Source organism: Roseateles saccharophilus (assembly GCF_031458095.1).
Taxonomy (GTDB): domain Bacteria; phylum Pseudomonadota; class Gammaproteobacteria; order Burkholderiales; family Burkholderiaceae_C; genus Pelomonas; species Pelomonas saccharophila_A.
On record NZ_JAVDXU010000001.1, the window covers coordinates 142,897 to 168,202 of the forward strand.

27 protein-coding genes are annotated in these 25,306 nt (G+C 68.6%); 21 read left to right on the top strand and 6 right to left on the bottom strand.

The window, feature by feature from the left end; all coding sequences use genetic code 11:
* The first annotated feature begins 5 nt into the window (after positions 1-5).
* From ribD to tolA, 9 genes are read left to right on the top strand one after another with little or no spacing between them, the layout of a single operon-like run.
* Positions 6-1,037: a bifunctional diaminohydroxyphosphoribosylaminopyrimidine deaminase/5-amino-6-(5-phosphoribosylamino)uracil reductase RibD gene (ribD, locus tag J2X20_RS00530; protein WP_310259274.1), complete on the top strand. Its 1,032-nt coding sequence runs from the start codon at positions 6-8 to the stop codon at positions 1,035-1,037.
* Between the two features lie 49 nt (positions 1,038-1,086).
* Positions 1,087-2,184, top strand: a complete 1,098-nt coding sequence (ribBA, locus tag J2X20_RS00535) for a bifunctional 3,4-dihydroxy-2-butanone-4-phosphate synthase/GTP cyclohydrolase II (RefSeq protein ID WP_310259277.1) — start codon at positions 1,087-1,089, stop codon at positions 2,182-2,184.
* A 16-nt stretch (positions 2,185-2,200) separates the two neighbouring features.
* Entirely contained in the window at positions 2,201-2,674 is a 474-nt protein-coding gene (gene ribH, locus J2X20_RS00540) for a 6,7-dimethyl-8-ribityllumazine synthase (RefSeq protein WP_310259279.1), read from the top strand.
* Positions 2,671-3,162: a transcription antitermination factor NusB gene (nusB, locus tag J2X20_RS00545; RefSeq protein ID WP_310259284.1), complete on the top strand. Its 492-nt coding sequence runs from the start codon at positions 2,671-2,673 to the stop codon at positions 3,160-3,162. The genes ribH and nusB overlap by 4 nt, the downstream gene beginning before the upstream one ends.
* Positions 3,162-4,340 carry a pyridoxal phosphate-dependent aminotransferase gene (locus J2X20_RS00550; protein ID WP_310259287.1) on the top strand — a complete coding sequence of 393 codons (1,179 nt, stop codon included), beginning with the start codon at positions 3,162-3,164 and terminating at the stop codon, positions 4,338-4,340. Before nusB ends, J2X20_RS00550 begins: the two co-directional genes overlap by 1 nt.
* Positions 4,337-4,735, top strand: a complete 399-nt coding sequence (ybgC, locus tag J2X20_RS00555; protein ID WP_310259292.1) for a tol-pal system-associated acyl-CoA thioesterase — start codon at positions 4,337-4,339, stop codon at positions 4,733-4,735. Before J2X20_RS00550 ends, ybgC begins: the two co-directional genes overlap by 4 nt.
* On the top strand, positions 4,732-5,406 hold the full coding sequence (tolQ, locus tag J2X20_RS00560; RefSeq protein WP_310259295.1) for a protein TolQ: 675 nt from the start codon (positions 4,732-4,734) through the stop codon (positions 5,404-5,406). Before ybgC ends, tolQ begins: the two co-directional genes overlap by 4 nt.
* The gene (gene tolR / locus J2X20_RS00565) at positions 5,407-5,841 is read left to right on the top strand and encodes a protein TolR (RefSeq protein ID WP_310259297.1); all 435 of its coding nucleotides are present in this window, start codon (positions 5,407-5,409) and stop codon (positions 5,839-5,841) included.
* A 1-nt stretch (position 5,842) separates the two neighbouring features.
* Positions 5,843-6,694 (top strand): cell envelope integrity protein TolA, encoded by an 852-nt coding sequence (tolA, locus tag J2X20_RS00570; RefSeq protein ID WP_310259302.1) that lies wholly within the window; start codon positions 5,843-5,845, stop codon positions 6,692-6,694.
* Between the two features lie 27 nt (positions 6,695-6,721).
* On the opposite strand, the gene J2X20_RS00575 is transcribed toward tolA, so the two are convergent.
* The 5 genes from J2X20_RS00575 to J2X20_RS00595 all read right to left on the bottom strand — a co-directional run bounded on the left by J2X20_RS00575 (position 6,722) and on the right by J2X20_RS00595 (position 10,414).
* Positions 6,722-8,002 (bottom strand): response regulator, encoded by a 1,281-nt coding sequence (locus J2X20_RS00575; RefSeq protein WP_310259306.1) that lies wholly within the window; start codon positions 8,000-8,002, stop codon positions 6,722-6,724.
* Between the two features lie 91 nt (positions 8,003-8,093).
* Positions 8,094-8,594 carry a DoxX family protein gene (locus tag J2X20_RS00580; protein ID WP_310259309.1) on the bottom strand — a complete coding sequence of 167 codons (501 nt, stop codon included), beginning with the start codon at positions 8,592-8,594 and terminating at the stop codon, positions 8,094-8,096.
* Positions 8,591-9,292, bottom strand: a complete 702-nt coding sequence (locus J2X20_RS00585; protein WP_310259312.1) for an HvfC/BufC N-terminal domain-containing protein — start codon at positions 9,290-9,292, stop codon at positions 8,591-8,593. Before J2X20_RS00585 ends, J2X20_RS00580 begins: the two co-directional genes overlap by 4 nt.
* A complete protein-coding gene (bufB, locus tag J2X20_RS00590; protein WP_310265051.1) occupies positions 9,289-10,140 on the bottom strand; it encodes an MNIO family bufferin maturase in 852 nt (283 codons plus the stop codon). Before bufB ends, J2X20_RS00585 begins: the two co-directional genes overlap by 4 nt.
* Positions 10,141-10,153: 13 nt before the next feature.
* Positions 10,154-10,414, bottom strand: coding sequence for a BufA1 family periplasmic bufferin-type metallophore (locus J2X20_RS00595; RefSeq protein WP_310259315.1), 261 nt, complete (start codon positions 10,412-10,414; stop codon positions 10,154-10,156).
* A gap of 100 nt (positions 10,415-10,514) precedes the next feature.
* Between J2X20_RS00595 and J2X20_RS00600 the strand changes: the two genes are divergently transcribed.
* Positions 10,515-11,096, top strand: coding sequence for a sigma-70 family RNA polymerase sigma factor (locus tag J2X20_RS00600; RefSeq protein WP_310259318.1), 582 nt, complete (start codon positions 10,515-10,517; stop codon positions 11,094-11,096).
* On the top strand, positions 11,093-11,287 hold the full coding sequence (locus J2X20_RS00605) for an anti-sigma factor family protein (RefSeq protein ID WP_029755571.1): 195 nt from the start codon (positions 11,093-11,095) through the stop codon (positions 11,285-11,287). The genes J2X20_RS00600 and J2X20_RS00605 overlap by 4 nt, the downstream gene beginning before the upstream one ends.
* 268 nt (positions 11,288-11,555) lie before the next feature.
* On the opposite strand, the gene pcp is transcribed toward J2X20_RS00605, so the two are convergent.
* Positions 11,556-12,209, bottom strand: a complete 654-nt coding sequence (gene pcp, locus J2X20_RS00610; RefSeq protein ID WP_310259324.1) for a pyroglutamyl-peptidase I — start codon at positions 12,207-12,209, stop codon at positions 11,556-11,558.
* Positions 12,210-12,338: 129 nt separating this feature from the next.
* Between pcp and J2X20_RS00615 the strand changes: the two genes are divergently transcribed.
* From J2X20_RS00615 to J2X20_RS00660, 10 genes are all read left to right on the top strand, one after another.
* Positions 12,339-14,864 (top strand): GspE/PulE family protein, encoded by a 2,526-nt coding sequence (locus tag J2X20_RS00615; RefSeq protein ID WP_310259327.1) that lies wholly within the window; start codon positions 12,339-12,341, stop codon positions 14,862-14,864.
* A complete protein-coding gene (locus J2X20_RS00620) occupies positions 14,861-16,594 on the top strand; it encodes a GspE/PulE family protein (RefSeq protein WP_310259330.1) in 1,734 nt (577 codons plus the stop codon). The genes J2X20_RS00615 and J2X20_RS00620 overlap by 4 nt, the downstream gene beginning before the upstream one ends.
* Positions 16,591-17,820, top strand: a complete 1,230-nt coding sequence (locus J2X20_RS00625; protein ID WP_310259333.1) for a type II secretion system F family protein — start codon at positions 16,591-16,593, stop codon at positions 17,818-17,820. The genes J2X20_RS00620 and J2X20_RS00625 overlap by 4 nt, the downstream gene beginning before the upstream one ends.
* A 150-nt stretch (positions 17,821-17,970) precedes the next feature.
* Positions 17,971-18,372: a prepilin-type N-terminal cleavage/methylation domain-containing protein gene (locus J2X20_RS00630; protein ID WP_310259336.1), complete on the top strand. Its 402-nt coding sequence runs from the start codon at positions 17,971-17,973 to the stop codon at positions 18,370-18,372.
* Positions 18,372-18,836 carry a type II secretion system protein gene (locus tag J2X20_RS00635; RefSeq protein ID WP_310259338.1) on the top strand — a complete coding sequence of 155 codons (465 nt, stop codon included), beginning with the start codon at positions 18,372-18,374 and terminating at the stop codon, positions 18,834-18,836. Before J2X20_RS00630 ends, J2X20_RS00635 begins: the two co-directional genes overlap by 1 nt.
* Before the next feature lie 10 nt (positions 18,837-18,846).
* The gene (locus J2X20_RS00640; protein ID WP_310259341.1) at positions 18,847-19,452 is read left to right on the top strand and encodes a type IV pilus modification PilV family protein; all 606 of its coding nucleotides are present in this window, start codon (positions 18,847-18,849) and stop codon (positions 19,450-19,452) included.
* 2 nt (positions 19,453-19,454) lie between these two features.
* Positions 19,455-20,246, top strand: a complete 792-nt coding sequence (locus tag J2X20_RS00645; protein WP_310259344.1) for a prepilin-type N-terminal cleavage/methylation domain-containing protein — start codon at positions 19,455-19,457, stop codon at positions 20,244-20,246.
* Positions 20,243-20,686: an agglutinin biogenesis protein MshP gene (locus J2X20_RS00650; protein ID WP_310259347.1), complete on the top strand. Its 444-nt coding sequence runs from the start codon at positions 20,243-20,245 to the stop codon at positions 20,684-20,686. Before J2X20_RS00645 ends, J2X20_RS00650 begins: the two co-directional genes overlap by 4 nt.
* The gene (locus J2X20_RS00655) at positions 20,683-24,318 is read left to right on the top strand and encodes a DUF6701 domain-containing protein (RefSeq protein WP_310259349.1); all 3,636 of its coding nucleotides are present in this window, start codon (positions 20,683-20,685) and stop codon (positions 24,316-24,318) included. Before J2X20_RS00650 ends, J2X20_RS00655 begins: the two co-directional genes overlap by 4 nt.
* Positions 24,318-25,301 carry a hypothetical protein gene (locus tag J2X20_RS00660; RefSeq protein WP_310259352.1) on the top strand — a complete coding sequence of 328 codons (984 nt, stop codon included), beginning with the start codon at positions 24,318-24,320 and terminating at the stop codon, positions 25,299-25,301. The genes J2X20_RS00655 and J2X20_RS00660 overlap by 1 nt, the downstream gene beginning before the upstream one ends.
* Positions 25,302-25,306: the final 5 nt, after the last annotated feature.

A 25,306-nucleotide genomic window follows, 5' to 3' on the forward strand; every position in this document is an offset into this window, starting at 1 on the left:
CGGGCATGAATTCGCCCGCCATCGCAGCGGCGCTGCGACAAGCGCTATCCCTGGCCGAGCAGGCCATCGGCCTCACCGACCCCAACCCCCGTGTCGGCTGCGTCATCCTGGCACCCGACGGCCGCGAGCTCGGGGCCGGGCACACCCAGCCGGCCGGCCAGGCCCATGCCGAAGTCATGGCCCTGCGCGACGCGGCCGCGCGCGGCCATGACGTGCGCGGCGCAACCGCCGTTGTGACGCTGGAGCCCTGCTCCCACCACGGCCGCACACCGCCCTGCTGCGACGCGCTGATCGCTGGCGGCATCGCGCGTGTCGTCGCCGCCGTCGAGGATCCCAATCCGCAGGTTGCCGGCCAGGGACTTGCGCGCCTGAAGGCGGCGGGCATCCAGGTCGAGTTGGCCGACGCGGCCGCTGCCGAAGCGGCCAGCGAGCTCAATATCGGCTTCTTCTCGCGCATGCGGCGCGGCCGGCCCTTTGTGCGGCTGAAGTCGGCCATCTCGCTGGACGGCCGTACCGCCCTGCCCGACGGCCGCAGCCAGTGGATCACCGGCGAGGCCGCCCGCGCCGATGGCCATGCCTGGCGCAAACGCGCTGGCGCCGTGCTGACGGGCATTGGCACCGTGCTGGCCGATGACCCACGCATGGATGTGCGCCTGGTGCCGACGGCTCGCCAGCCGCTGCGCATCGTGCTCGACCCGCAAGGCCGCATGCCGCCCGGCGCGCGCATCCTGCAGCCGCCCGGCGAGGCCCGTGTCATCGGCCCCGGCCGGCACGATCTTGCGGCGCTGATGGCCGAACTGGGCGGCCAGGGCATCAACGAGTTGCATGTCGAAGCGGGTCCGACCTTGTCCGGCGCCTTCCTCGATGCCGGCCTGGTGGACGAGCTGCTGGTCTACCAAGCACCGATGCTGATCGGCGCGGGCAGACCGCTCGCTGATCTGGCGGACTTGACCGGCCTGGATGCGGCCAGGCGTTGGCGCTTCATCGAGGCCGCACAGATCGGCCAGGATCTGCGCTTGCGCCTGCGCCCAAAGTAACGCCCCACGCGGCACAAGCCGCTAGGGTCGCCACCTACAATCACCGGCTATGTCCATCTCCCCCATTCCCGAGCTGGTGGCCGAGCTGGCCGCCGGCCGCATGGTCATCCTCGTTGACGAGGAAGACCGCGAGAACGAAGGCGATCTGGTTCTGGCGGCCGACCTCGTCACGCCGGAAGCCATCAACTTCATGGCCAAGTACGGCCGTGGCCTGATCTGCCTGACCCTGCCCCGCGAGCATTGCGAACGCCTGCAGCTGCCGCCGATGACGCGCCGCAACGGCACCCAGCATGGCACGGCCTTCACGGTCTCCATCGAGGCCGCCACCGGCGTCACGACCGGCATCTCGGCCGCCGACCGCGCCCGCACCGTGCAGGCCGCCGTCGCGCCTGACGCCAAGGCCAGCGACCTCGTCCAGCCCGGCCACATCTTCCCGCTGCAGGCCCAGGACGGCGGCGTGCTGATGCGCGCCGGCCATACCGAGGCCGGCTGCGACCTGGCCCGCATGGCCGGCCTGTCGGCCACCTCCGTGATCTGCGAGATCATGAAGGACGACGGCACCATGGCCCGCCTGCCGGACCTGGAGATCTTTGCCGCCGAGCATGGGCTGAAGATCGGCACCATCGCCGACCTCATCGAATACCGCAGCCGCAACGAGAGCCTGATCCTGCGCGTCGCGCAGCGCAAGCTCAACACGGCCCAGGGCGAGTTCGACTGCCAGGTCTTCACCGACCGCACCGGCGCCACCCACCTGGCGCTCAGCCACGGTGAATGGACGGCCGACAGCGAGGTGCTGGTGCGCGTGCACGAGCCGCTGTCGGTCATGGACCTGCTGGAAGCCGGCTCCTGCGGCCATTCCTGGGGCCTGCCCGCCGCGCTGGCGGCCATCCAGGCCAGCCCGGGCGGCGTCGCCGTGCTGATGAACTGCGGCGAAGATGCGGCTGGCGTGCTGGCCCGTGCCCAGTCTGAAAAGGCCTCACCGCCCGTCAAGGGCGCCATGGACCTGCGCACCTACGGCGTCGGCGCCCAGATCCTGAAGTCGCTGGGCGTGCACCGCATGAAGCTGCTCGGCAGCCCGCGCCGCATGCCCAGCATGACGGGCTACGGCCTCGAAGTGACCGGCTTCACCGCCCCGCCCAACTGCTGACCCCGAAAGGCCCGCGATGCAAGATTCCGAACAAGGCCTGCCCAGCTTCGAGGGTGCCCTCGACGGCAGCGCGCTGACCATCGCCATCGTGCAGGCACGCTTCAACGATGCCATCACCTCGTCGCTGGCCAGCGCCTGCCTGGCCGAGCTCTCCAGGCTGGGCGTGCCCACCGAGGCCATCCGCCACATCACCGTGCCGGGGGCGCTGGAAGTGCCGCTGGCCCTGCAGGCCCTGGCCGAAAGCAATGACTACGACGCGCTGATCGCCCTGGGCTGCATCATCCGCGGCGAGACCTACCATTTCGAACTGGTGGCCAACGAGAGCGGCTCGGCCGTGACCCGTGTCGGCCTGGACCATGGCATTCCGATCGCGAATGCCATCCTGACCGTCGAGAACGAAGCCCAGGCCTGGGCCCGCGCCGAACCCAAGGGCCGCGACGCGGCCCGCGTCGCCGTCGAGATGGCCAATCTGCTGAAAGAGATCGAGTGAACGCACCCCAGAAGACCGCATCCAAGACGGCCGCAAAGCCCGGTGCCAAGCGCGCCCCCGCCAAGTCGGCACGCCGCCGTTCTCGCGAAGCCGCCGTCCAGGGCCTCTACCAATGGCTGCTGACCGGCGAGGACATCGGCGCCATCAACGCCCTGGGCCGTGAGCAGGAAGGCTATGCCAAGCTCGACGTCAAGCATTACGACGCCTTGCTGAGTGGCTGCGTCAACGAGGCCGCCGACCTGGACGCCATCCTGTCCCGCCACGTCGACCGCAAGACCACCGAGCTCTCGCCCATCGAGCACGCCATCCTGATGATCGGCGCCTACGAGCTCAAGCACTGCGTCGACATCCCCTACCGCGTCGCCATCAACGAGGCGGTCGAGCTGGCCAAGTCCTTTGGCGGCACCGACGGCCACAAGTACGTCAATGGCGTGCTCGACCGCGCAGCCGTCGATCTGCGCCCCGTTGAGGTGGCCGCCAAGCGCTGATGAAGCTCGCCGCGCGGCTCGACCGCATCGAGCCCTTCTATGTGATGGAGCTGGCCAAGGCCGCGGCCCAGGTCGCGGCCGGTCCCTTGTGCGACCCGGCTCAGGGCGGTCGGCGCATGATCCGCCTCAATATCGGCGAGCCCGACTTTGGCGCGGCACCTGCGGTGCGCGAAGCCGTGACCCGTGTCGCCCAGGGCCCTACGCCCTATACCGACGCTCTCGGCCTGCCCGCCCTGCGCGAAACGATCTCGCGCTGGTATGGCCAGCGTTTCGGCCTCGACATTTCCCCTTCGCGCATCGCCGTCACCGCTGGCGCCTCGGCCGCCTTGCAGCTCGCCTGCCTCGCCCTCTTCGAGCGCGGCGACGAGGTGCTGATGCCCGACCCCTGCTACCCCTGCAACCGCCACTTCGTGACGGCTGCGGACGCAACGCCGCGGCTGCTGCCTACCGGCGCTGCCGAGCGCTTCCAGCTCGATGCGACCCAGGTGCGCCAGGCCTGGACGCCGGCCACGCGCGGCGTGCTGCTCGCCTCGCCGAGCAACCCGACCGGCACCTCCATCGCCCCCGAAGTGCTGGCCGACATGGTGGGCTTCGTGCGCGAGCGCGGCGGCGTCACCGTCATCGACGAGATCTATCTGCCGCTGAGCTACGAGGCCCACTTCGGCCACAGCGCACTCGCGCTGGGCGAAGACATCGTCTCGGTCAACAGCTTCTCCAAATACTTCGGCATGACGGGCTGGCGCCTGGGCTGGCTGGTCTTGCCCCCTGCCCTGGTGCCCGCCATCGAGCGCCTCGCCCAGAACCTCTACATCTGCCCGTCGACGCTGGCCCAGAAGGCCGCCCTGGCCTGCTTCGAGCCCGAGTCCATCACCGAGTTCGAACGCCGCCGCGCCGTGCTTAAAGAACGTCGCGACTTCATCGTGCCGGCCCTGAACAAGCTCGGCCTGACCGTGCCCGTGCCGCCCGATGGCGCCTTCTATGCGTGGATGGACGTGAGCCGCTTCCACGCCGACAGCTGGGCCTTCGCCCACGAACTGCTGCAAAGCGCCCAGGTCGCACTGACGCCCGGTCGCGACTTCGGGCTGGCCGACCCGCAGCGCTGGATGCGCCTGTCCTTCGCCTCATCCATCGAGGATCTGCAGGAAGCGGTCACTCGCCTGCGCGGGGTGCTTGTGTGAGCGAATTCCAGTTCCCCATCCGCGTCTACTGGGAAGACACCGATGCCGGCGGCATCGTCTTCTACGCCAACTACCTGAAGTTCTTCGAGCGTGCGCGCACCGAGTGGCTGCGCGCGGCGGGTGTCGAGCAGCACCAGCTGCGTGAAGAGACCGGCATCATCTTCGTTGTCGCCGCCACCAGCCTGCGCTACCTGGCGCCGGCCAAGCTGGATGATTTGCTGACCGTCTCCGTCGAACCCCAACCGGCCGGCCGCGCCAGCCTCGTCGTGCGCCAGCGCGCCATGCGCGGCGACACCCTGCTGTGCGAAGGCGAGATCCGCATCGGCTGCGTGCGCGCCGAGGACCTGAAACCCCAACGCCTGCCCGACTCTGTTGTCGCAGCGATCACCGCATGAACCAAGACCTCTCCATCGTCTCCCTGATCCTGCATGCCAGCTTTGCGGTTCAGCTCGTCATCGCGGGCCTGCTGCTCGTGTCGCTCGCGAGCTGGAGCGTCATCTTCGGCAAGCTGATCGGCCTGGGCCAGATCAAGCGCCGCAACGACGCCTTCGAGGCCGAGTTCTGGAGTGGCAAGAACCTCAATGACCTCTACCAGTCGGTCGGCAACCGCAGCGACGGCGCGCCGCTGGAGCGCATCTTCGCCTCCGGCATGCGCGAGTTTCTGAAGCTGCGCGAGAAGCGCGTGACCGACGCCGGCGCCCTGCTCGACGCCGCCCGCCGCGCCATGCGCGCCAGCTTCCAGCGCGAACTGGACGCGATGGAGCACAACCTGTCCTTCCTGGCCTCGGTCGGCTCGGTCTCGCCCTATGTGGGCCTGTTCGGCACCATCTGGGGCATCATGCACGCCTTCGTCGGCCTGTCCAACCTGACCCAGGTGACGCTGGCCACGGTGGCACCCGGCATCGCCGAGGCCCTGGTGGCCACGGCCATCGGCCTGTTCGCCGCCATCCCCGCCGTGCTGGCCTACAACCGCTTCGCGCGCCAGATCGACCGCAGCGCCATCACGCTGGAGACCTTCATCGAGGAGTTCTCCAACATCCTGCAACGCAACGCCACGCAACATTAAATGGCTGCCGTCTCAAGCCGTGGCGGCCGCCGGCGCCGCACGATGAACGAGATCAACATGGTCCCCTTCATCGACGTGATGCTGGTGCTGCTCATCATCTTCATGGTCAGCGCACCGCTGATCACGACCGGCCTCGTCGACCTGCCCAGCGTGGGCAAGAGCCGCCAGCAGCCCGAGCATGTCATCCAGATCATCGTCGGCACCGACGAGAAGCTGAAGATCAAGGTCGACCAACTCGAGCCCGAATCCATTCCGGTGAATCGCCTGGCCGAGCGCGTCAAGAAGGCGCAGGGCCGCGACGAGACCAGCCCCGTCGTCATCTCGGCCGACAAGAACGTCAAGTACGAGGCCGTCGTGCAGGTCATGGACACGCTGCAGCGCGCCGGCATCCAGCGCGTCGGCCTGGCCGTGAAGAGCGGTGCCGCTGCCAAGTGAGATGACAAGCGCCACGCTGCGTCCACCCGAGGTCGCCGGCATGGGCCGGGGCCTGAGCCTGGCCCTGGTCGCCCATGGTCTGCTCATCCTCGCCCTCAGCTATGGCCTGAACTGGCACAGCGATTCCTCGCCGGCCTTCGAGGCCGAGCTGTGGTCGTCCGTGCCCCAGGTCGCCGCGCCGCGCGAGGAAGCACCGCCGGAGCCGGAACCCGAGGCACCCAAGCCCGATACCCGAGCCCAGCAGCGCGCCGCCGAAGAGGCAGCCGCCGAGCAGCAGCGCGAGGCCGAGATCGCCATCGCCAAGGAAAAGAAACGCAAGCAAGAGAAGGCCCGTGAGGAAGCGGCTCAGCTCGAGCGCGAGAAGGCCGCCAAGGAAGCCAAGGACAAGGCCGCGAAGGACAAGGCCGCCAAGGAAGAACAGGAGCGCGCCAAGAAGGACAAGGCGGCCAAGGACGCCAAAGAGGCGAAGGAAGCCAAGGACGCCGACGCCAAGCGCGAGGCCCAGCGCCAGGAATTCCTGCGTCGCATCCAGGGCATGGCCGGCGGCCAGCCGAATTCGACGGGCACCGCAGCCCAGAACGCCGCACCGTCGGCGGGCTGGGTGGGCCGGGTCAAGGGCAAGATCCGGCCGCTGATCATCTACGCCGACGACGGCGCGGCCAACCCGACGGCCGAGATCCAGGTGACGCTGGGGCCCGATGGCCGCATCCTTGGCAGCAAGGTGCTCAAGGCCAGCGGCGATGCCGAATGGGACCGGGCCGTGCTTCGCGCCATCGACAAGGCCGAGGTCTTGCCGCGTGACGATGGGCGCGTGCCGCCCGTCATCATCCTGACCTTCCGGCCGCGCGAATAGTCCCGAAACAGTCCCGAGGCTAGGGCTTCAGATCTCCAGGGAGATCGGCCGCCCCGGCAGCACCCGGTGCAACTCGTCGGCCAATGCCTGCAGGTTCATGGGCTTGCTGAGGTAGCCATCCATGCCGGCGCTCAGGCAGAGGCTGCGCCGCAAGTCACTGTCGCCGGCCGTCGCCGCGACGATGGGAAACGGTGGCAGCGTGCCGATGCGCTGCAGGGACCTCAGGTGCTCGCTGGCCTCCAACCCGTCCATGACCGGCATGTCCACGTCCATCAGCACCATGTCGGGCGGCTCATCGCAGCAGGAGTCGAGCGCCTCGATCCCGTCGCCGGCGACCACCACCTCATAGCCCAGCGCTTCAAGCTGACCGCGCGCGACGATCTGGTTCACCACGTTGTCGTCGACCACGAGCACACGGCGGCATTCCTGGACATACAGCGGTGTCGGCGACGACAGCCGCGACAGCGCCGTCGAGGTTCGCTCGTCAACGTGAGCCGTGAAGCGCTCCAGCTCCAGCGGGCTGAGCGGCAGCACCCGGATGTCGACCGGGCCACGGCCACGCATGCGCAGCGTCTCGGAGCCCAAAACCACGGCCAGCACGGTCCAGAGGCTGGGCAGGGCCTGCGCAATCTGTTCGAGCAGCGACAGATCCTCGCCGCTCTGTTCCGCGACGATCATCAACATCGGCGCCAGTCCGGCAGTCGTCGCCGCAGCGGCGTCTTCCAAGGATCCGAATGACATCACATGCCAGCCCAGCTGCCGCAGCCGCGCCTCGACCGAGTCCAGTGCACCGGGCAAGGGACTGACCAGCCATGCCACGCTGCCGGCGGCGTCCGGCGGGTGTTCGACCGCCACCTCCTGCGCGGCGACCTCGCCGCTCAGCGAGATCACCAAGCCATCCCGCCCAGCGTCCACGAACTGGACCAGGCCGGCCGTGGCCGGGCACGGCGCCTCGGCCCGCGCCACCAGCCCCTGGGCGGCATCGGCATCCTCTGCCACCAGATGCAGGCGTTGCAAGACGCCCATGACCTCGGCCGGGCTGTGCTTCCCGGTGCCGGCAGCGTGGATGACGATACTGCTGCGGCCGAACACGGGCGGCTCGACTTCCGCGCGGAACATGACGAAACCCGACTCAAAGCAGTCGACGATGCCAAGCAGGATCCGATGGACGCCGGCCCGAAGAAAAGGCCCGGGATCATGGAGTTCAAGGCGCGGGCCTTGATAGTCGAAGTAGGCGACCAGCCCCTTCCTTCTGGCGTGCGGCAGCACGTCGCGCGCGCTTTGCGTGAACAGCTCTGAAAATTCCATGGACGGACAGCTACTGACTGTCCGCCAGATTAGGACAAACCCGGTTTCCTCGTCGTTTCCAAATGTGGCGCCTGCTTACCAATGGGCAGGGTCAGCGTGAGCGATCGGGTGCCGGCTTCAAGACCGTGCCATCGACGGACCAGCGGCCCGAACCCCACAGGGCAATGACCAGGGCCAGCACCCCCCACAGGATGTGCTGGGCTTCGCCGGCGGGCGACAGGTCTTCGGCCGGCAGCGACAGCGCCGCCATCAGGTTGACGACGAACAGCCCGGCCCCGGCGAAGCGCCCTGCCAGGCCGAGCACCAGCAGCACCGGGATCGCCAGTTCACCCGCAGCGCCCATATAGGCCGCCAGCGCCGGCGGCAGCAGCGGCACCTGGTAGTAGTCGTTGAACAGGGCCAGCGTGGCCGACCAGTCGCGCAGCTTGGTCAGGCCCGACATGAAGAAGATCTTGGCCACGTACAGCCGCGCCGCCAGCAGGGCGAGCGACTGCAGATGGCTGACCAGCGTGTCCAGCGGTGCGGGCAGGCGGGTCGGCTGCAGGCCCGGGTCGGTGAAGGCACGCAGGGCGGTGGAGATCAGAGCTTTCATGGCGTCGAAGTCGGGTGAGGGTTGGGCATCGTCCTGACCCCTAGCAGCCAGGCGTTCTGTAGCGCGGCCTGCAGCCAGGCGCCGAAGTCAAAGTCGGCTTCAGCGGCAGAACCTTTCACTTCCGAGGCTTCCAGGGCCTGGGCCAGATTCACATCGCGCAGCAGGGCGGCGAAGAAAGCCGCCTCGGCCGTCGACAACGCCTGCCATTCGCCGCGCCAGCCGCGGCGCCAGACCAGCACCGGCCCGTCCTGCTGGGTGATCAAGGCCACGCCAGGGCGCAGCCGCAGGCCCAGGGACTCGGGCGCCGTCGTGCCCAGCAGCGTCAGCGACTCGACGTCCAGGTCCGCATCCGCGGCGCGCTCGGCTTGATGCAGGGCCCAATCCAGCCGCGCCAGATCGGGCAGGCCCGAGGCCTCGCCGGCGCGCTCGACCAGAAAGGCCTCCAACGCCCCGCCCCACTGGCCCAAGTCGCCGCTCTCGGGCGGATGCGTACGCCAGAAGGTCCAGGCCAGCGAGGCGAACTCGTCCTCGCCCAGCGCTTCGCGCAGGCGCGCAAAGGGCACGGCCAGGGCCTGGGCCGACAGGGCCTGCAAGTTGCGGCGATAGGCGGTGAGGCCGCGAGCGGTGCCGGTCAGCGTCACGGGCGCATCGCCGCGACCCAGCAGGGCGTCGACGAAAGCCTGTTGCTCCGCCTTCATGCGGCCACCGCCCTGGCCCGCGCGGCTTCGGCCAGCAGCACGCCGAGATCGGGCACATCGGTATCCCATTCGATCAGCGTCGGCACCGGCCCCAGGCGCCGCAGGGCATGCTGATAGACGCGCCAGACTTCGTCGCGCACGCAGCTGCCGTGGTCGTCGATGACCAGGCCGTCCTCGCGCTCACAGTGGCCGGCCAGATGGATCTCGCCAACGTGGCCAGGCCGGATGGCATCGACCCAGCGCATGGCTTCGAGGGCCGCGGCCGTGGGCGCCAGGCCGTCGTTGCGGGCGTTGACGAAGAGGTTGTTGACGTCCAGCAACAGGCCGCAGCCGCTGCGCCGCGCCAGCTCGTTGAAGAACTCGGGCTCGGCCAGGGTGTCGCCGGCCCAGCCGACATAGGCGCTGATGTTCTCGACCAACAGGGGCCGGCCCAGGCGCTCCTGCACCTGTTGGACATGGCTGACCATCAGCGCCAGCGACTCGTCGGTGAAGGGGATGGGCAGCAGGTCGGCCGCGTGCAGCCCCGAACCCACGCGGGCAAAGCAGGCGTGGTCGGACACCCAGCGCGGCTGCATGCGTTCGACCAGGCGGGCCAGGCGCTGCAGATGGGCATGGTCCAGCCCCGCGGCCGAGCCCAGGGCCAGGCCGACGCCGTGCAAGCTGAGCTCATAGGCCGCGCGGCCGGCTTCCAGCACGGCCAGGGCGATGCCGCCGTCGGCGAAGAAATTCTCGGAATGGACCTCGATGAAGCCGAGCGCCGGGCGCTCGGCCAGCAAGGTCTCGTAATGCGGCTGGCGCCAGCCAATTCCCACGCAATCCACGCAGGGATCGGCCGGCGCCATGGTCATGGCCGTCAAGCGGTCACTTCTTGGGGGCGGTCAGCTTGCCGCCTTCCTTCTCGCACGTGCCCTTGGCGACGTACTTCCATTCGTTGGCGTCCTTGTCGGCCTTGGACTGGCCGGCGCAGGAGTGGCTGCCGTTGGCGGTGGCGCAGTCGTTCTGGCCGGCCTTGGCGATGCCGTAGCACTTCTCCTTGGCGGCGTCGGCGGCCTGGGCCTGGGCGACGAGGCCCAGGGACAGGGCGGCGGCGAGGGCGGAGGACACGAGGGCTTGGTTCTTCATGGACAGGTCTCCAAAAGGTTGGGGGGTGAAAGGCGGCCGATGATGCGGCGGCAAGGACGAAGTCGCAAGACGCTGTCGAGTCCTTACACTGCCCGCCGTCATGACCGCAACGCCCGATTTCTGCCGCCAGATCGAGACCCTGCGCCCGGCCCTGCTGAAATACGCACGGCTGCAGCTGCGCAACCCCGCCTGGGCCGAGGACGCCGTCTCCGAGACTCTGCTGGCGGCGCTGGAAAAGCCCCAGGCCTTTGCCGGCGCCAGCCAGCTCAAGACCTGGCTCGTGGGCATCCTCAAGCACAAGCTCGTCGACCAGATCCGCAAGAACAGCCGCGAGATGTCGACCACGGCCACGAGCGACGACGGCGAGGACCTGGACGAGTTGCTCTTTGCCGGCGACGGCCATTGGCGCGAGGCCCAGCACGACTGGGGCAACCCCGAGGACGTGCTGCGCCAGGTCGACTTCATGAAGGTGCTGGAAGCCTGCGTCGAGAAGCTGCCCGGCCAGCAGGGGCGGCTGTTCATGATGCGGGAGTGGCTGGAGCTGGAATCCGACGAGATCTGTAAGGAACTGGCGATCACGCCGACGAATCTCTGGGTCATGCTGCACCGCGCCCGACTGCGGCTGAGGGACTGCCTGCAGGCAGGCTGGTTCACTGCAGCGCCCAATGGAGGAGCGTCTTGATCAAGCTGAAGATCACTTGCCGGGAGGCCACGCAGATCACGTTGCAGGCCGAAGACCGCCGCGTGCCGCTGGCCGAGCGCCTGTCGCTGCGCCTGCACCACCGGATCTGCAGCAACTGTCGCCGCTTCTTCCGCCAGGTCCACCTGATGCGCCACGCCAGCGCGCGCTGGCGCCAGTACAGCGAAGAATAGGGCCTGCTGACGCTACGACAATGGGCCGCGTTGTGGCCAGAAAGGCCGCAGGCACGACAGCAAACCGCAAGCTGGGCTCCTCGCCCAGCGAGGATTTGCAACACAGCATGCGGCCTTTCTGGCCACAACCCTTCGGGAAGGCCCGCCGCAAGGGCCACTCGTTGTTGCAGCCCTGGCCCGCACACGAGTGCGGGCGGCGCGCTGCGTCTAGATTGGCCCCTTGCGTCGGGCCTTCGCGACCCATCGCCGTAGCGTCAACAGGCCCTACTCAGGCCACCGGCGCGCCTTCATCCGGCTCGCCCGAGGCCAGGGCCTCGTCGCCCGTCAGTGCGATGGCGATCGCCAGCTTGATGGCCTCGACCTGGGCCGCCAGGCTCATGCTGGGCAGCGTCGGCTGGCTGCGCGCGGCCTGCTCGGGCAAGGCGGGGATGTGGATGAAGCCGCTCTTCACGTCGCGGCCGGCGAGCTGGTGCTGCAGCTCGAAGAACACCTGGTTGCAGACAAAGGCGCCGGCCGACAGCGACAGCCCGGCCGGATGCCCGGCCGCACGCAGGCCGTTGCGCATGGCCTTGATGGGCAAGGTCGAGAAATAGGCGGCCGGCGCTCCCGCACGCACCGGCACGTCCTGGAGCCGCTCGCCGGCGTTGTCGGCGATGCGGGCATCGATGAGGTTGACGGCCACGCGCTCGATGGAGATCTCGGTGCGGCCGCTGGCCTGGCCCAGGGCAATGACCAGCCCGGGCTGCACTTCGGCCAGCGCCTCGGCCAGGGCGACGGGGGCGGCGCCAAAGCTGGTCGGCAGGCAGCGTGCCTGCACCAGGGCGCCCGCGATGATGTGGCCCTGCACGGCGCGCGCGACTTCCCAGGAAGGATTGATGGCTTCGCCGCCAAAGGGTTCGAAACCGGTGAGCAGGATGTTCATGCCGCCATTCTCGCCAAGCCGGCTCGAGGCCGCAGGCCGTGGGTCTATGGCGCCAGCACGGTGCTTCTTCGGGGCTGGCCCCGGGTGGCGGCCCTCCATAATCGTCGGCAACCCCTGCTGCCCCAGCCCATGAACGACCCGTCCCAGCCCCTGCCCTGGCCCCATGTCGATGCCGACACTGCTGCGGCTGGCCCGGCCTCCGGCTTCCTCTGGCCCACCCCGCCCTACGCCGCCTACCCCCAGCCGCAAGTGCAGCGCGGCGCCGAGGCCTGCGAGATCCTGGGGCTGAACAACAGCCGCAGCGTCGGACAGGTGCTGAAGCTGGATGCCAGCGACCGCATCGTGCAGATCAATGTGCCGCCGGCGCGCAACAGCATGCCGTTGAAGTTCAGCCAGTTCCGCGCCATCAAGTTGCTGAACCCGCTGACGGTGCCACCGCGCGATACCGGCGACCTGAACGCGCCGCTGAGCGTCGACCAACGCCCGCGCAGCGATTTCCGCATCGTCTTCAACGGCGGCGACGAGCTCAAGGGCGTGACCATCGGCCACCATCACGACGGCTTCGGCCTCTTCCTGTTCCCGCCGCTGGCCGACGACGACGACTCGGTGCGGCGCGTCTTCGTGCCGCGCGAGGTGCTGGCGCATTTCGAGATCGGCGAGCGCCTGGGCGACATGCTGCTGAAGGACGAGCTCGTCACGCCCGAGCAGCTCAACGCCGCCGCCGTCGAGCAGAACAGCCTGCGCCAGCGCCGCGTTGGCGACATCCTCGTCAACCAGCAGATCGTCACCGCCGACCAGTTGCTGCAGGCCATCGAGCAGCAGGCCAAGATGCCCATGGTGCGCATCGGCGAGGCCCTGCTGGCCCTGGCGCTGGTCACGCCCGAGCAGCTCGAGCAGGCCCTGGTGCAGCAGCGCGACGACCGCTCCGTCCCGCTTGGCGAGCTGCTGGTGCGCAGAAACGTCATCAGCCGCGCCCAGCTGCAGTCGGCACTGGCGCGCAAGATGGGCTATCCGGTCGTCGACGTCGAGAACTTCACCATCGAGCCCGACGCGGTGCGCAAGCTGCCCCATGCCGTGGCCAAGCGCCTGGAGGTGCTGCCCCTGGTGCTGCGCGACGGCCGCCTCATCGTCGCCATGGAGGACCCGACCCGGCGCGACGCCCTCGACGAGGTCGAGTTCATCACCCAGCTCAAGGTCGTGCCGACGCTGACCAAGCTCGGCACCCTGCAGTTCGCCATCCCATCAACCTTCGAGCGCTATGGCGCCGAGGCCCTGCCGCGCGCCCACGTCGACAACCTGCCCGACTTGACGCCCGACTTCACGCTGGAAAGCTCCAACAAGCTCATCGAGAGCCTGGAGCGCGACAGCAGCGAGCGCACGGCCAAGGAAGAAGAGTCGCCCATCGAGCAGAGCGACAACTCGCTGGTGCGCCTGATCAACTCCATGATCATCGAGGCGCACAACCAGGGCGTGTCGGACATCCACATCGAGACCTACCCGGGGCGCGAGAAGCTCAAGATCCGCTTCCGCCGCGACGGCGTGCTGCAGCCCTATCTGGAGCTGCCCCACACCTATCGCAACGCCATGATCGCCCGCATCAAGATCATGTGCGACCTCGACATCTCCGAGCGCCGCAAGCCCCAGGACGGCAAGATCAACTTCGCGCGCTTCTCGTCCCAGCACAAGCTGGAGCTGCGCGTGGCGACCATCCCGACCAACAACGGCCTGGAGGACGTCGTCATGCGCCTGCTGGCCAGCAGCAAGCCCATACCGCTGGACCGCATCGGCCTCACGCCGGCCAACCTCGCCGCCCTGCAGGGCGCGGTGGCCCGCCCCTATGGCATGGTGCTTTGCGTCGGCCCGACCGGCTCGGGCAAGACGACGACCCTGCATTCGGCCCTGAGCCACATCAACACGGCCGAGCGCAAGATCTGGACGGCCGAAGACCCCATCGAAATCACCCAGGCCGGCCTGCGCCAGGTGCAGGTGAATCCCAAGATCGACTGGACCTTCGCCAAGGCCCTGCGTGCCTTCCTGCGTGCCGACCCCGACGTCATCATGGTCGGCGAGATCCGCGACCAGGAGACGGCCGAGATCGCCATCGAGGCCTCGCTGACCGGCCACCTGGTGCTGTCCACGCTGCACACCAACAGCGCGGCTGAGACCATCACCCGCCTGCTCGACATGGGCATGGACCCCTTCAACTTCGCCGACTCGCTGCTGGCCGTGCTGGCCCAGCGCCTGGTGCGGCGCAGCTGCCCGACCTGCCGCACCAGCGAACCCATGACCGAGGCCGAGCTGCAGGAACTGCTGGACGACTACCTGCATGTCTTCCCGGCCGAGGGGCGGCCCAGCAAGCTGGCGCTGATGGCGGACTGGATCAAGTCCCATGGCCAGGGCGGCCGGTTGTTGAAGCACCACAGCCCGGGCTGCACGGCCTGCGGCGGCAGTGGCTACAAGGGTCGAGCCGGCCTGCACGAATTGCTGACTGTGTCCAAAGACATACGACGCATGATCCAGACCGGGGCCCGCGCCGAGGAACTACATCACGCCGGCCTCGCCGAAGGCATGCGTTCGCTGCGCCAGGACGGCATCATCAAGGTCTTGCAGGGCATCACCACCCTCGCCGAGGTCCACGCCACCAGCAACGTATGACAGAAGCCACCGAGACCGCAGCCGCCGCCCCCCGCCCCAAGCTGCGCCTGGGCGACGTCCTCGTCGAGCAGCAGCTGATCTCGGCCGAGCAGCTCGGCCAGGCCCTGGAGCTGCAGCGCGCCACCGGCAAGAAGCTGGGCCGCATCCTGATCGAGGCCAATCTCATCACCGAGGAGGCCCTGGCCCATGTGCTGGCCCGCCAGCTGCGCGCGCCCTTCGTCAACCTCAAGACCTTCCCGCTGAAGACCGAGCTCGTGCGCCTGCTGCCCGAGACCCCGGCGCGGCGCTTCCGTGCCCTGGTGCTGGAGGAGCGCGGCGACACCCTGCTGGTCGCCATGGCCGACCCGCTGGACCTGTTCGGCTTCGACGAACTGGCCAAGATCCTGAAGCGCCGCCTGGCCATGGCCGTCGTCGCCGACAGCCAGCTCGCCGCCGTCTTCGACAGGCATTACCGCCGCAGCGACGAGATCTCCGGCCTGGCCAAGGCGCTGGAGAAGGACATCGGCGACGCCGTCGACTTCGGCACCCTGCAGGCCAGCGTCGGCCAGGAAGGCGCGCCCGTCGTGCGCCTGCTGCAGTCGGTGTTCGAGGACGCGACCCGCGCCGGCGCGTCGGACGTGCACATCGAGCCCCAGGAGGGCGAGCTGCTGATCCGCAACCGCGTCGACGGTCTGATGCAGACGCTGACGCAGGCCGATAAGCGCATCGCGCCGGCCCTGGCCCAGCGCCTGAAGCTGATGGCGGGCCTGGACATCTCCGAGAAGCGCCTGCCCCAGGATGGCCGCTTCACGCTGCGCCTGAGCGACCGCACGCTGGACGTGCGCCTGTCGACCATGCCCAGCCAGTACGGCGAATCCGTCGTCATGCGCCTGCTGGGCCAGGGCTCGGCGCTGCGCCGCCTGGACGCCATCGGCATGCCGGACGACATGCTCAAGCGTTTTCGCGAGCTGCTGGGGCGCGACTCCGGCATGATCCTCGTCACCGGCCCGACCGGTTCCGGCAAGACCTCGACCCTCTATGCGGCCCTGGCCGAGCTGGACTCCGAGAAGCTCAAGATCATCACGGCCGAAGACCCCATCGAATACCGCCTGCCGGGCCTGACCCAGGTGCAGGTCAACGACAAGATCGAGCTGGACTTCGCCAAGGTGCTGCGCGCCGCGCTGCGCCAGGACCCCGACGTCATCCTGGTGGGCGAAATGCGCGACGCCGAGACGGCCGAGATCGGCCTGCGCGCCGCCATCACCGGCCATCTGCTGCTGTCCACCCTGCACACCAAGGACACGGTCTCCACGCCCTTCCGGCTGCTGGACATGGGCGCGCCGCCCTTCATGGTGGCCACCTCGCTGCAGGCCGTGCTGGCCCAGCGCCTGCTGCGCGGCGTCTGCAAGCATTGCGCCGAACCCCATCTGGCCACGCCCCAAGAGCAGGCCTGGCTCAACGAGGTCATGGCCCTGAACGGCGAGGCACCCGGCCCGGTGAAGAGCGTCGCCGGGCGCGGCTGCGCCGAGTGCAACGGCACGGGTTACCAGGGCCGGCGCGGCATCTACGAGATGCTGGAAATGGACCCCGACATGGCCCTGGCCATCCAGAACAGCGATGCCGGCGCCTTCCTGACGGCGGCGCGCAGGTCGCTGAAGGGCAAGACCCTGGCCGACCGCAGCCTGGCCCTCGTGCGCGAAGGCAAGACCTCGCTGGCCGAGGCGGTGCGCATCAGCGTGGACGCTGAATGAACTTCGCGTTCAAGGGCCGCAATGGCCGCGGTGAACTGGTCGAAGGCATCGTCGATGCCCTGAACAGCGATGCCGTCGCCGCCCAGCTGATGGCCGGCGGCGTCGTGCCCGTCAGCATCGAGGCCACGACCGAGGCCGTCAGTGTGGCCGGCGGCAGCAACTGGCTCGAAGCCCTGCTCGCCAAGCCCATCACCCAGGAAGACGCCCTGGTGCTGACGCGCCAGCTCTACACCCTGCAGAAGGCCGGCGTGCCCATCCTGCGCGCCCTGGCCGGCCTGGAGGCCTCCACCAGCCATCCCGGCATCATCGCCCTGCTGCAGGACGTGCGTGCCAGCCTCGACCAGGGCCGCGAGCTGGGCACCGCCTTCGCCCGCCACCCCACCGTGTTCAGCACCTTCTACGTCGCCATGACCCGTGTCGGCGAGCTGACCGGCAAGCTGACCGAGGTCTTCCAGCGCCTGGCCGAGCATCTGGAGTTCGAGCTCGACATCCGCGCCCGCATCAAGCAGGCCCTGCGCTATCCCATCATGGTCATCATCGCCATGGCCATCGCGCTGATCGTCATCAACATCTTCGTGCTGCCCAAGTTCGCCGACGTCTTCGCCCACTTCAAGAGCGAACTGCCGCTGATGACGCGCATCCTGCTCGGCTTCTCGCGCTGGACGGTGAAGTGGTGGCCCATGGTGGTGGCCGTCGGCATCGGCCTCGGGCTGATCTGGCGCAACTGGATCGCCACGCCCGGCGGCCGCTACGCCTGGGACCGCTTCAAGCTGCGCCTGCCGATCGCCGGAGATATCGTGCTGAAGGCCACACTGGCCCGCTTCGCCCGCAGCTTCGCGCTGGCCAGCAGCTCCGGCGTGCCCATCAGCCAGGCCCTCACGGTCGTGGCCCAGACGGTGGACAACGCCTACATCGGCGCCCGCATCGAGCAGATGCGCGACGGCGTCGAGCGCGGCGAGAGCATCTCGCGCTGCGCCACGGCCACCGGGGTCTTCACGCCGATCGTGCTGCAAATGATTGCGGTCGGCGAGGAGACGGGCGAGCTGGACACGCTGATGACCGAGATCGCGCAGATGTACGAGCGCGAGACCGATTTCGCCATCAAGGGCCTGTCCGCCGCCATCGAGCCCATCCTGCTGACCATCATCGGCGGCATGGTGCTGGTGCTGGCCCTGGGCGTCTTCCTGCCGCTGTGGAACCTGGGTCAGGCGGCGATGGGGCGCTGAAACCACGTTTGTGGCGTGAACCTTGCAACGGTTTGCAGCCTGATGTGAGCCCCTCATAAAACTCGTGCGCTATTCACTTCTCATCGCTGGGGCGGTGGCCGATAGTCCAGCCACATCGCACCACAGCGCAGAAAGCGCAGGAAGGCCTCCATGAACAAGTCCCAGCAAGCCGGCTTCACCCTGATCGAGTTGGTGATGGTCATCGTCATCCTCGGCGTGCTGTCTGCCGTCGCGCTGCCCAAGTTCGTGGCCGTCGACGACGACGCCAAGGCCGCCGCCCTGAAGGGCATCGGCGGCGCGCTCAGCTCCGCCTCCGCCATCAACTACGCCGCCCGCAAGGCCAATTCCGGCAACGGCGTCGCCGTCAGCGACTGCACCCACGTCGCCAGCGCCCTGCAAGGTGGCCTGCCCAGCGGCTACACCATCGACACCGGCACCACCGTCGCCGCCAATGCGACCGTGACGACCTGCGTCGTGCGCCAGCAGGGCACCACGGCCGCCGTCACCGCGACCCCGGTCGTCGCCGTGAACTTCACGGCAACCGGCATCTGATGACCAAGGCGCCGCCCCATGCGGCGCAAGGCTTCACGCTGATCGAGCTCATCCTCGTCATCGTGATCACAGCCGCCCTGGCGGTGTTCGCCCTTCCCAAGGTGGTGGACACGACGCTGTGGCGGCTGCGTACTTTTGGCGACGACCTGCAGGCCCGCCACCAGGCCATGCTCAGGCTGGCCCTGCAGCAGCGCCGGCCCATCGCCGAGACCATCACGGGGACGGGTGTCACCTGGGCCTATGCCTTGGGCAGCGGGACGGTCATCGACTCCCTGCCCTGCCCTGCCACCGAAAGCCCCTGCATCGCCGAAGGCGGCAGCCGCACGGTCACCTTCAACAACGCCAACAGCGGCGCGACGGCGACGAGCACCGGAGCCGCCATGGCCGTCACCGTCGCCTACGGCGGCTACACCCAGGTCTACCGCATCGAGGCGGATACGGGCCTGATCTACCCGACTCCTTGAGGCTTGATCCATGAGGCGCTCGGCTAGCATCCCCCGCATGCCGGCCATGCACCGCAGGCGGCGCGCGCGCGGCCTGACCCTCATCGAACTGCTGCTCTTCATCGTCGTCGTCGGTATCGCGCTGGCCGCGATGCTGAAGGTCTTCGTCACCGCAACGACCTTCAGCACCGACCCCATGGTGCGCCGCCAGCAGCTGGCCATCGCGGAATCGCTGCTGCGCGAGGTCGAGCTGATGCCCTTCACCTGGTGCGATCCGACCGACGCAAACGTCGAGACGGCCAGCACGGCGACCCTCTCGCCCACCAATGGCTGCGCCTCTCTCGTCGAAGCCCCGGGCCCCGAGAGTGGCCAGACCCGCGACGGACCGAGCAACTTCTTCAACAACGTCAACGACTACAACGGCTTCGCCATGACCGGCATCCGTGACGTGACGAACACGGCGGTCGCCGGGCTGTCGGGTTACAGCGCCTCGGTGGTTGTCAGCGCCGCGGCGCTGGACAACATCCCTGCCGCGGGCGATGCCTTGAAGATCACCGTGACCGTCAGCGGCCCCGACAGCAGCAACGTCAGCCTGCAGGGCTGGCGGACGCGCTACGCGCCCAACGCGCCGGATTGAGCATGAGAGCAGAGCGCGGTTTCACGCTGATCGAGTCGGTGATGGTGATTGCCATCGCCGGCATCGTCATCGCCATCGTCGCCATCTTCATCGTGCCGGCCACGACGGCCTATTTCGCCAGCAGCGACCGCGCCCAACTGGGCGACCAGGCCGACACCGCCCTGCGCCGCCTGGCGCGCGACCTCAGCCAGGCCCTGCCCAACAGTGCCCGCGTGTCCGCCAGCGGCATGAGCGTGGAACTCATCCCGGTCAGCGGCGCCGCCCGCTACGCCGTCGAGAGCGGCGACACCCTGCGGTTCGGTGTCGTCGACGGCAGCTTCGCCATCGTCGGGCCTGCCCTCAATCTCAGCCACGCCGCCCAGCAGCTGGCCTGGTACAACCTCGGCGCCGGCATCCCGGACGCCGATGCCTACACCCTCAACAATGTGCGCACCTCCAGCAGCGGAGCCGGCAACGCGGCCAGCGTGGACATCATCGGTGCCGCCCTGCCCACTTCGCTGCTGGCGCCGCCCTACCGCGTCTACGCCATCGAGCCGCCGGTCAGCTACCGCTGCGACCTCACGGCCAAGACGCTGACGCGCTACACCGGCTACGGCTTCAAGGCCGTGCAACCCGACCCGCCCGTCGGCGGCAGCAGCGCCGTGCTGGCCAAGGACGTGTCCGCCTGCAGCTTCAGCTTCAATGCCGGCGCGGTGGCCGCCCGTTATGGCCTGGTCACGCTGCAGATCTCGCTGAGCCGCAACAACGAGACGGTGACCCTCTATCACGCCGTCCACGTGGACAACATGCCATGACCCAGCGCGGCTTCACGATGATGTCCATGCTCTTCATCCTGGTGGCCCTGGCCGCCATGGGTGTGGCCCTGGCCTCGCTGAGCCAGCGCCAGCAACTCGGCTCGGCCGGCGAACTGGCCGCGTCCAAGGCCTACCAGGCGGCCCTGGCCGGGCTGGACTGGGGCAGCTACCAGGTCTTGCGCAACGCCACCGCCCAGCCGGCCTGCTTTGCCACCAAGAGCTTCGTGCTGCCCGACCAGCTGTCGGACTTCACCGTCACCGTGACCTGCACGCGCACACCCGGGGCGGGTGTCGTCAACGACGGCGACACCCAGCTGGCCTTCTACACGCTGGTCGCGACGGCCTGCAACATCCCCGCCGCCGGCGGCGCCTGCCCGAACGGCGCCACCACCGAGCCGGCCTACGCGGAACGCCAGCTGAGCCGGAGCCTGTCCAAATGAAGACCTGGCGTGTCATCTTCGTGCTGCTGCTCGCGCTGGTGGGCGGCCTGGCCCAGGCGGCGTCCAGCTACACCTTCCGCAGCGACAGCTTTGCCTGGGAAACGGCGGCGACGGCCGTCAGCTGGGACCGCGCCTGCACGAGCTATCCCGGCGACGACGACAAGGCCATCCTGACCTTCAGCGGCGGCTTCAAATTCAGGTTCGCCGGCACCGACTACACCTCGGTGCGCGTGCTGGCCAATGGCGGCCTGCAGTTCGGCAGCGACACCGGCTTCTACCGCACCTACAGCAACACTGCCCTGCCGGCAGGCACCGCCGGCGCGCAAAGCGGCTGTACGGCGGCAGCCACGACCAACGTCATTCTGGCCTACTGGACCGACCTCAACCCCAGCCAGAACGGCAGCGGCGGCGTGACCTGGGAGCAGAAGGGCACCGCCCCCAACCGCTATGTCGTCGTGTCCTGGAACGGCGTCTACCAGTACAACACCAGCACGCCCTACACCTTCCAGATCATCCTTTACGAGAGCGCCGCCGGTGTCAACGGTGAGTTCAAGTTCCAGTACGGCAACGCGAATGCGAGCGGCTCCAACGCCACCATCGGCGTGCAGGTCAGCAGCACGGACTACACCCAGTACTCCTACAACAGCGGCTACAACGCCAACGGCAGCGCCATCCGCTGGTTCGTACCCAGCGGCACGCCGACGCGCCGCGCCGAATACCGCTTCGACGAATGGAACTACAGCGGCCGTGTCGGCGAAGTGGCGGATAGCAGTGGCAACAGCAACAACGGGGTGCGCATCGGCAATGCGACGACCTCGGCCACGGCCCGCATCTGCCGTTCGCTCAGCATCCCCCTCGACACGACGAGCGCCAGTCATGCCGTCGACACCCTGCTCGATGTCAACTCCGGCGTTGGCGACAAGGGTGCCGTGACCCTCTGGTATCAGGCCGCCACGGCCTGGAACAACTCGGCGGCCATGCTGCTGGACGCCACCTCGACGACGAGCCGGCCGTTCTTCCTGGTGCGCCAGAGCGACGGCTCACTGCGCGCCACCGTCACCGACAGCAACGGCCTCGTCGTCTCGGTGGCCACGCCGGCGCAATCGGTCACCGCCAGCACCTGGAAGCACATCGCCTTCACCTGGCGCCTGGCTGCCGGCAGCAACCAGAGCATCCTGCGCATCTACATCGACGGCCTCCAGGTGGCGGCCACGACGACGACGACCTCGGGCACGCTGGACAACAGCATCGCCACCCTCTTTGTCGGCGACAACCGCAGCAGCACCGCGCCCACCAACGCAACGCTGCGCTCGGCCAACGGCCTCATCGACGAGCTGCGGGTCTACAACTACGAGATCAGCGCGCTGGAGCTGACGGCCGACATGGCGACGGTCGCGCGCGTCTGCCTGCCGCCGCTGGATCACTACGAGCTGTCGGTGCCGACCACCAGCCTGACCTGCCAGCAGAGCACCATCACCGTCAAGGCCTGCTCCACGAATGCCAGTTCCTGCAGCGTCGAGACCTCCATCAACGGCACCGCGGCGCTGACCACCTCGGCCGGCGCCCTCAGCCCCAGCACGGTCAATTTCGTCAATGGCGTCGCAACAGCCACGCTGAGCTGGCCGGGCGGCACCGACGGCAGCAATGTCACCGTCACCCTGGACGCCGAATCGACGGCGGCGTCCAACCCGCGGCGCTGCTGCCCGGACGGTGTCAACTGCACGGCCGCCAACAGCTGCACGACCAACTTCAAGAATGCCGCCTTCATCGTCTCCGACAGCGCCGGCGGCACGGAGGTGGCGCTGCCCACGCACACGGCGGGCACGCAGAGCGGCAACTTCTACTACCTGCGAGCCGTCAGGAAGAGCAGCAGCACCCAAGCCTGCGAAGCCGCACTGACCGGCACCAAGACCGTCAACTGGGGTTATGAGTGCCATGACCCCGCCAGCTGCAGCGCCAGCAACCTGATGACGGTCGCGAGCTTTTCGCCGGCAACCGCGCCGAGCACGCCGGCGCCAAAGGCCAGCACCCTCATCCAGCGCAACAACAAGAACGCCACGCTGGGCTACACGGCCGTGTCCATGGAGTTCGACAGCAATGGCAACGCGCCCTTCAAGCTGAGCTTCGCCGACGTCGGCAAGACCCTGCTGTACTTCAACCACAGCGTCACTGTGGGCAGCAGCGGCAGCGACAGCATCAGCGGCAAGAGCCTTGCCTTCGTCACCAAGCCCTTCGGCTTCACGGTCAGCAACATCACCAAGCCCGCCAGCCCCTATGCGCCCAATCCTGCGGCCAGCGACGCCAATGGCCTGGCCTTCGTGGCGGCGGGCAGCCCCTTCCGTGCACGCATCACCGCCACCACGTCCAGCGGCGCGGCGGCGCCGAACTTCGGCAACGAAGACACGCCCGAAGGCGTGCTGCTGAAGCCGCTGCTGACGGCGCCCTCGCCGGGCGGCATCGCCGGCAGCGTCGACAACGCCACCGTCACCGGCGACAAGTTCACCACGGGCTTCGCCGACGTCGCCAACCTCAGCTACAGCGAGGTTGGCATCATCAGGCTCACGCCTTCGCTGGCCAGTGCCGACTACCTGGGCGCCGGCACCGGTGCCATCACCGGCACCCAGACAGGGACCATCGGCCGCTTCATCCCCGCCGGCTTCACCGTCGCCGCCAAACCCGTCACGAACCGCAGTGCCATGGCACCGGCCTGCAACCCGGCCTCGGTGTTCACCTATCTCGACGAGGACTTCAAGCTCGAGTTCAAGCTGACGGCCGTCAATGCCGCCAACGTGCCAACCCAGAACTACAGCGGCAGCTTCGCCAAGCTGGACCTGACGGACCCGGCCAAGTTCAGGCTCGCCGGCGTGGCCGCAGCCACGACCTTCAAGACGACCGACAGGCTGTCGGTATCGACGCCGACGGGCAGTTGGGCCGCCGGGCAGGCCGACGCCTCGCTGACGGCGCGGGTCGCCCGCATCGCCAACCCCGACGGCCCCTTCGCCACGGCGCAATTCGGCATCGCTCCCGTCGACACCGATGGCGTGACCCTCACCACCCCCAATCTGAACACCGACCCGGCGATCGCCGGCGACGAAACTGCAAACGTCGGGCAAATCCCCCTGCGCTATGGTCGGCTGCGCCTACAAAATGGCATGAGCGGCGCCGATAGGACGCTGAGCCTGCCGCTGACCGCGCAGTACTGGGACAGCAGCAGCAACACCTTCAAGACCAACGATTTGGATTCCTGCACCCGCGTGACCGCCGCCAACCTCAGCTTCGGCAACTTCCGCAAGACGCTCGCGGCGGCCGACGCCGTCACGGCGGGAGACGCCGTCATGAATCCGAACACGGTCACCGTCAACCCAGCGGGCAATACCTTCATCACCTTCAACAAGCCCGGCAGCGGCCATGTGGGCAGCATGGACGTCGCCATCGCGCTAAGCCCTGGCGCCAGCCCGGCAGACGCATCCTGCATGCCCAGCGGCTGGCGCACGAAGGCCGCCACGACCGGTGCCAACTTGGTCGGCCTGCGCGGCGCCTGGTGCGGCGGCACCAACGACCCCAGCGCCCGCGCGACCTGGGGTCTTTATCGCGGCAGCAATGGCATCGTCTATCAGCGGGAGAACTATTGATGCGTTGGCCCTGGTCCCATCGCAGCAGCGGCCAGCGCCTGCTGCTGCGCCGCGTTGGCGACCAGCATGCCTTCGTGCTGACCGATGGCGCGCCGGGTGATGAGCCGGCACGGCTGCTGCGCTGGGGCCTGCTGGCCGAGGCAAAACCCGTCACCGCGGGCGACGCCATCGCGCTGCTGGACCCCGCCGACTACCAGATCCTCAAGGTCGACACGCCCAATGTGCCGCCGGAGGAGCTGAAGGCCGCGGCGCGCTGGCAGATCAAGGAGATGGTCGACGTCGATGTCGGCGAGCTGACGCTGGACGTCATGCACGTCGGTGGCGACGTCGAGCGGGCACAGCGCCAGCTCTTCGTCGTCGCCGCCCGCAACAGCGCCATCAAGGCGTTGACCGACGGTACCGCCGCCATCAGCGACAACATCACCATCGTCGACGTCTGGGAGACGGCCCTGCGCAATCTGCTGGCGGCCCAGGCCCGCGTCGACGACCTGGCCGCGCGCGCCTGCGCCGCCGTCCTCATCGACGAGCGCCATTGCCTGCTCGTCGTCTGCGCCGGCGATGAGCTCTTCTACACCCGCCGCCTCGAAGGCGATCCGGCCCTGCTGGCGCGCGCGCGCGGCGAGCAGGGGGAGGCGGGCGTAGCCGAGCTGCCACTGGGCTTCGAATACCAGCCCGGCGGCGCCTTCGACGCCAGCAACGCCCAGGAGTCGCCCCTGGTCGTCGAACTGCAGCGCTCCATCGACGTCTGGGAGCGCAGCTGGCCCGAGCTGCCGCTGGCGCGCCTGTATGTCGTCACGGCCGAGCATGGGGCCGAGGTCGCGACGCTGATCCAGCGCGAGCTCGGCCAGCGCACCGTGGCCCTGAATGCGCTGGCCGCCTTCGCGCCTGATGCGCCGCCCCCCGAGGGCGACCCGGCCCTGGCCCTGGGCGCCTGCCTGCCGCTGCTGGGCGCAGCCCTGCGCACCGAGACCCGAAAGCTGTAGACGCC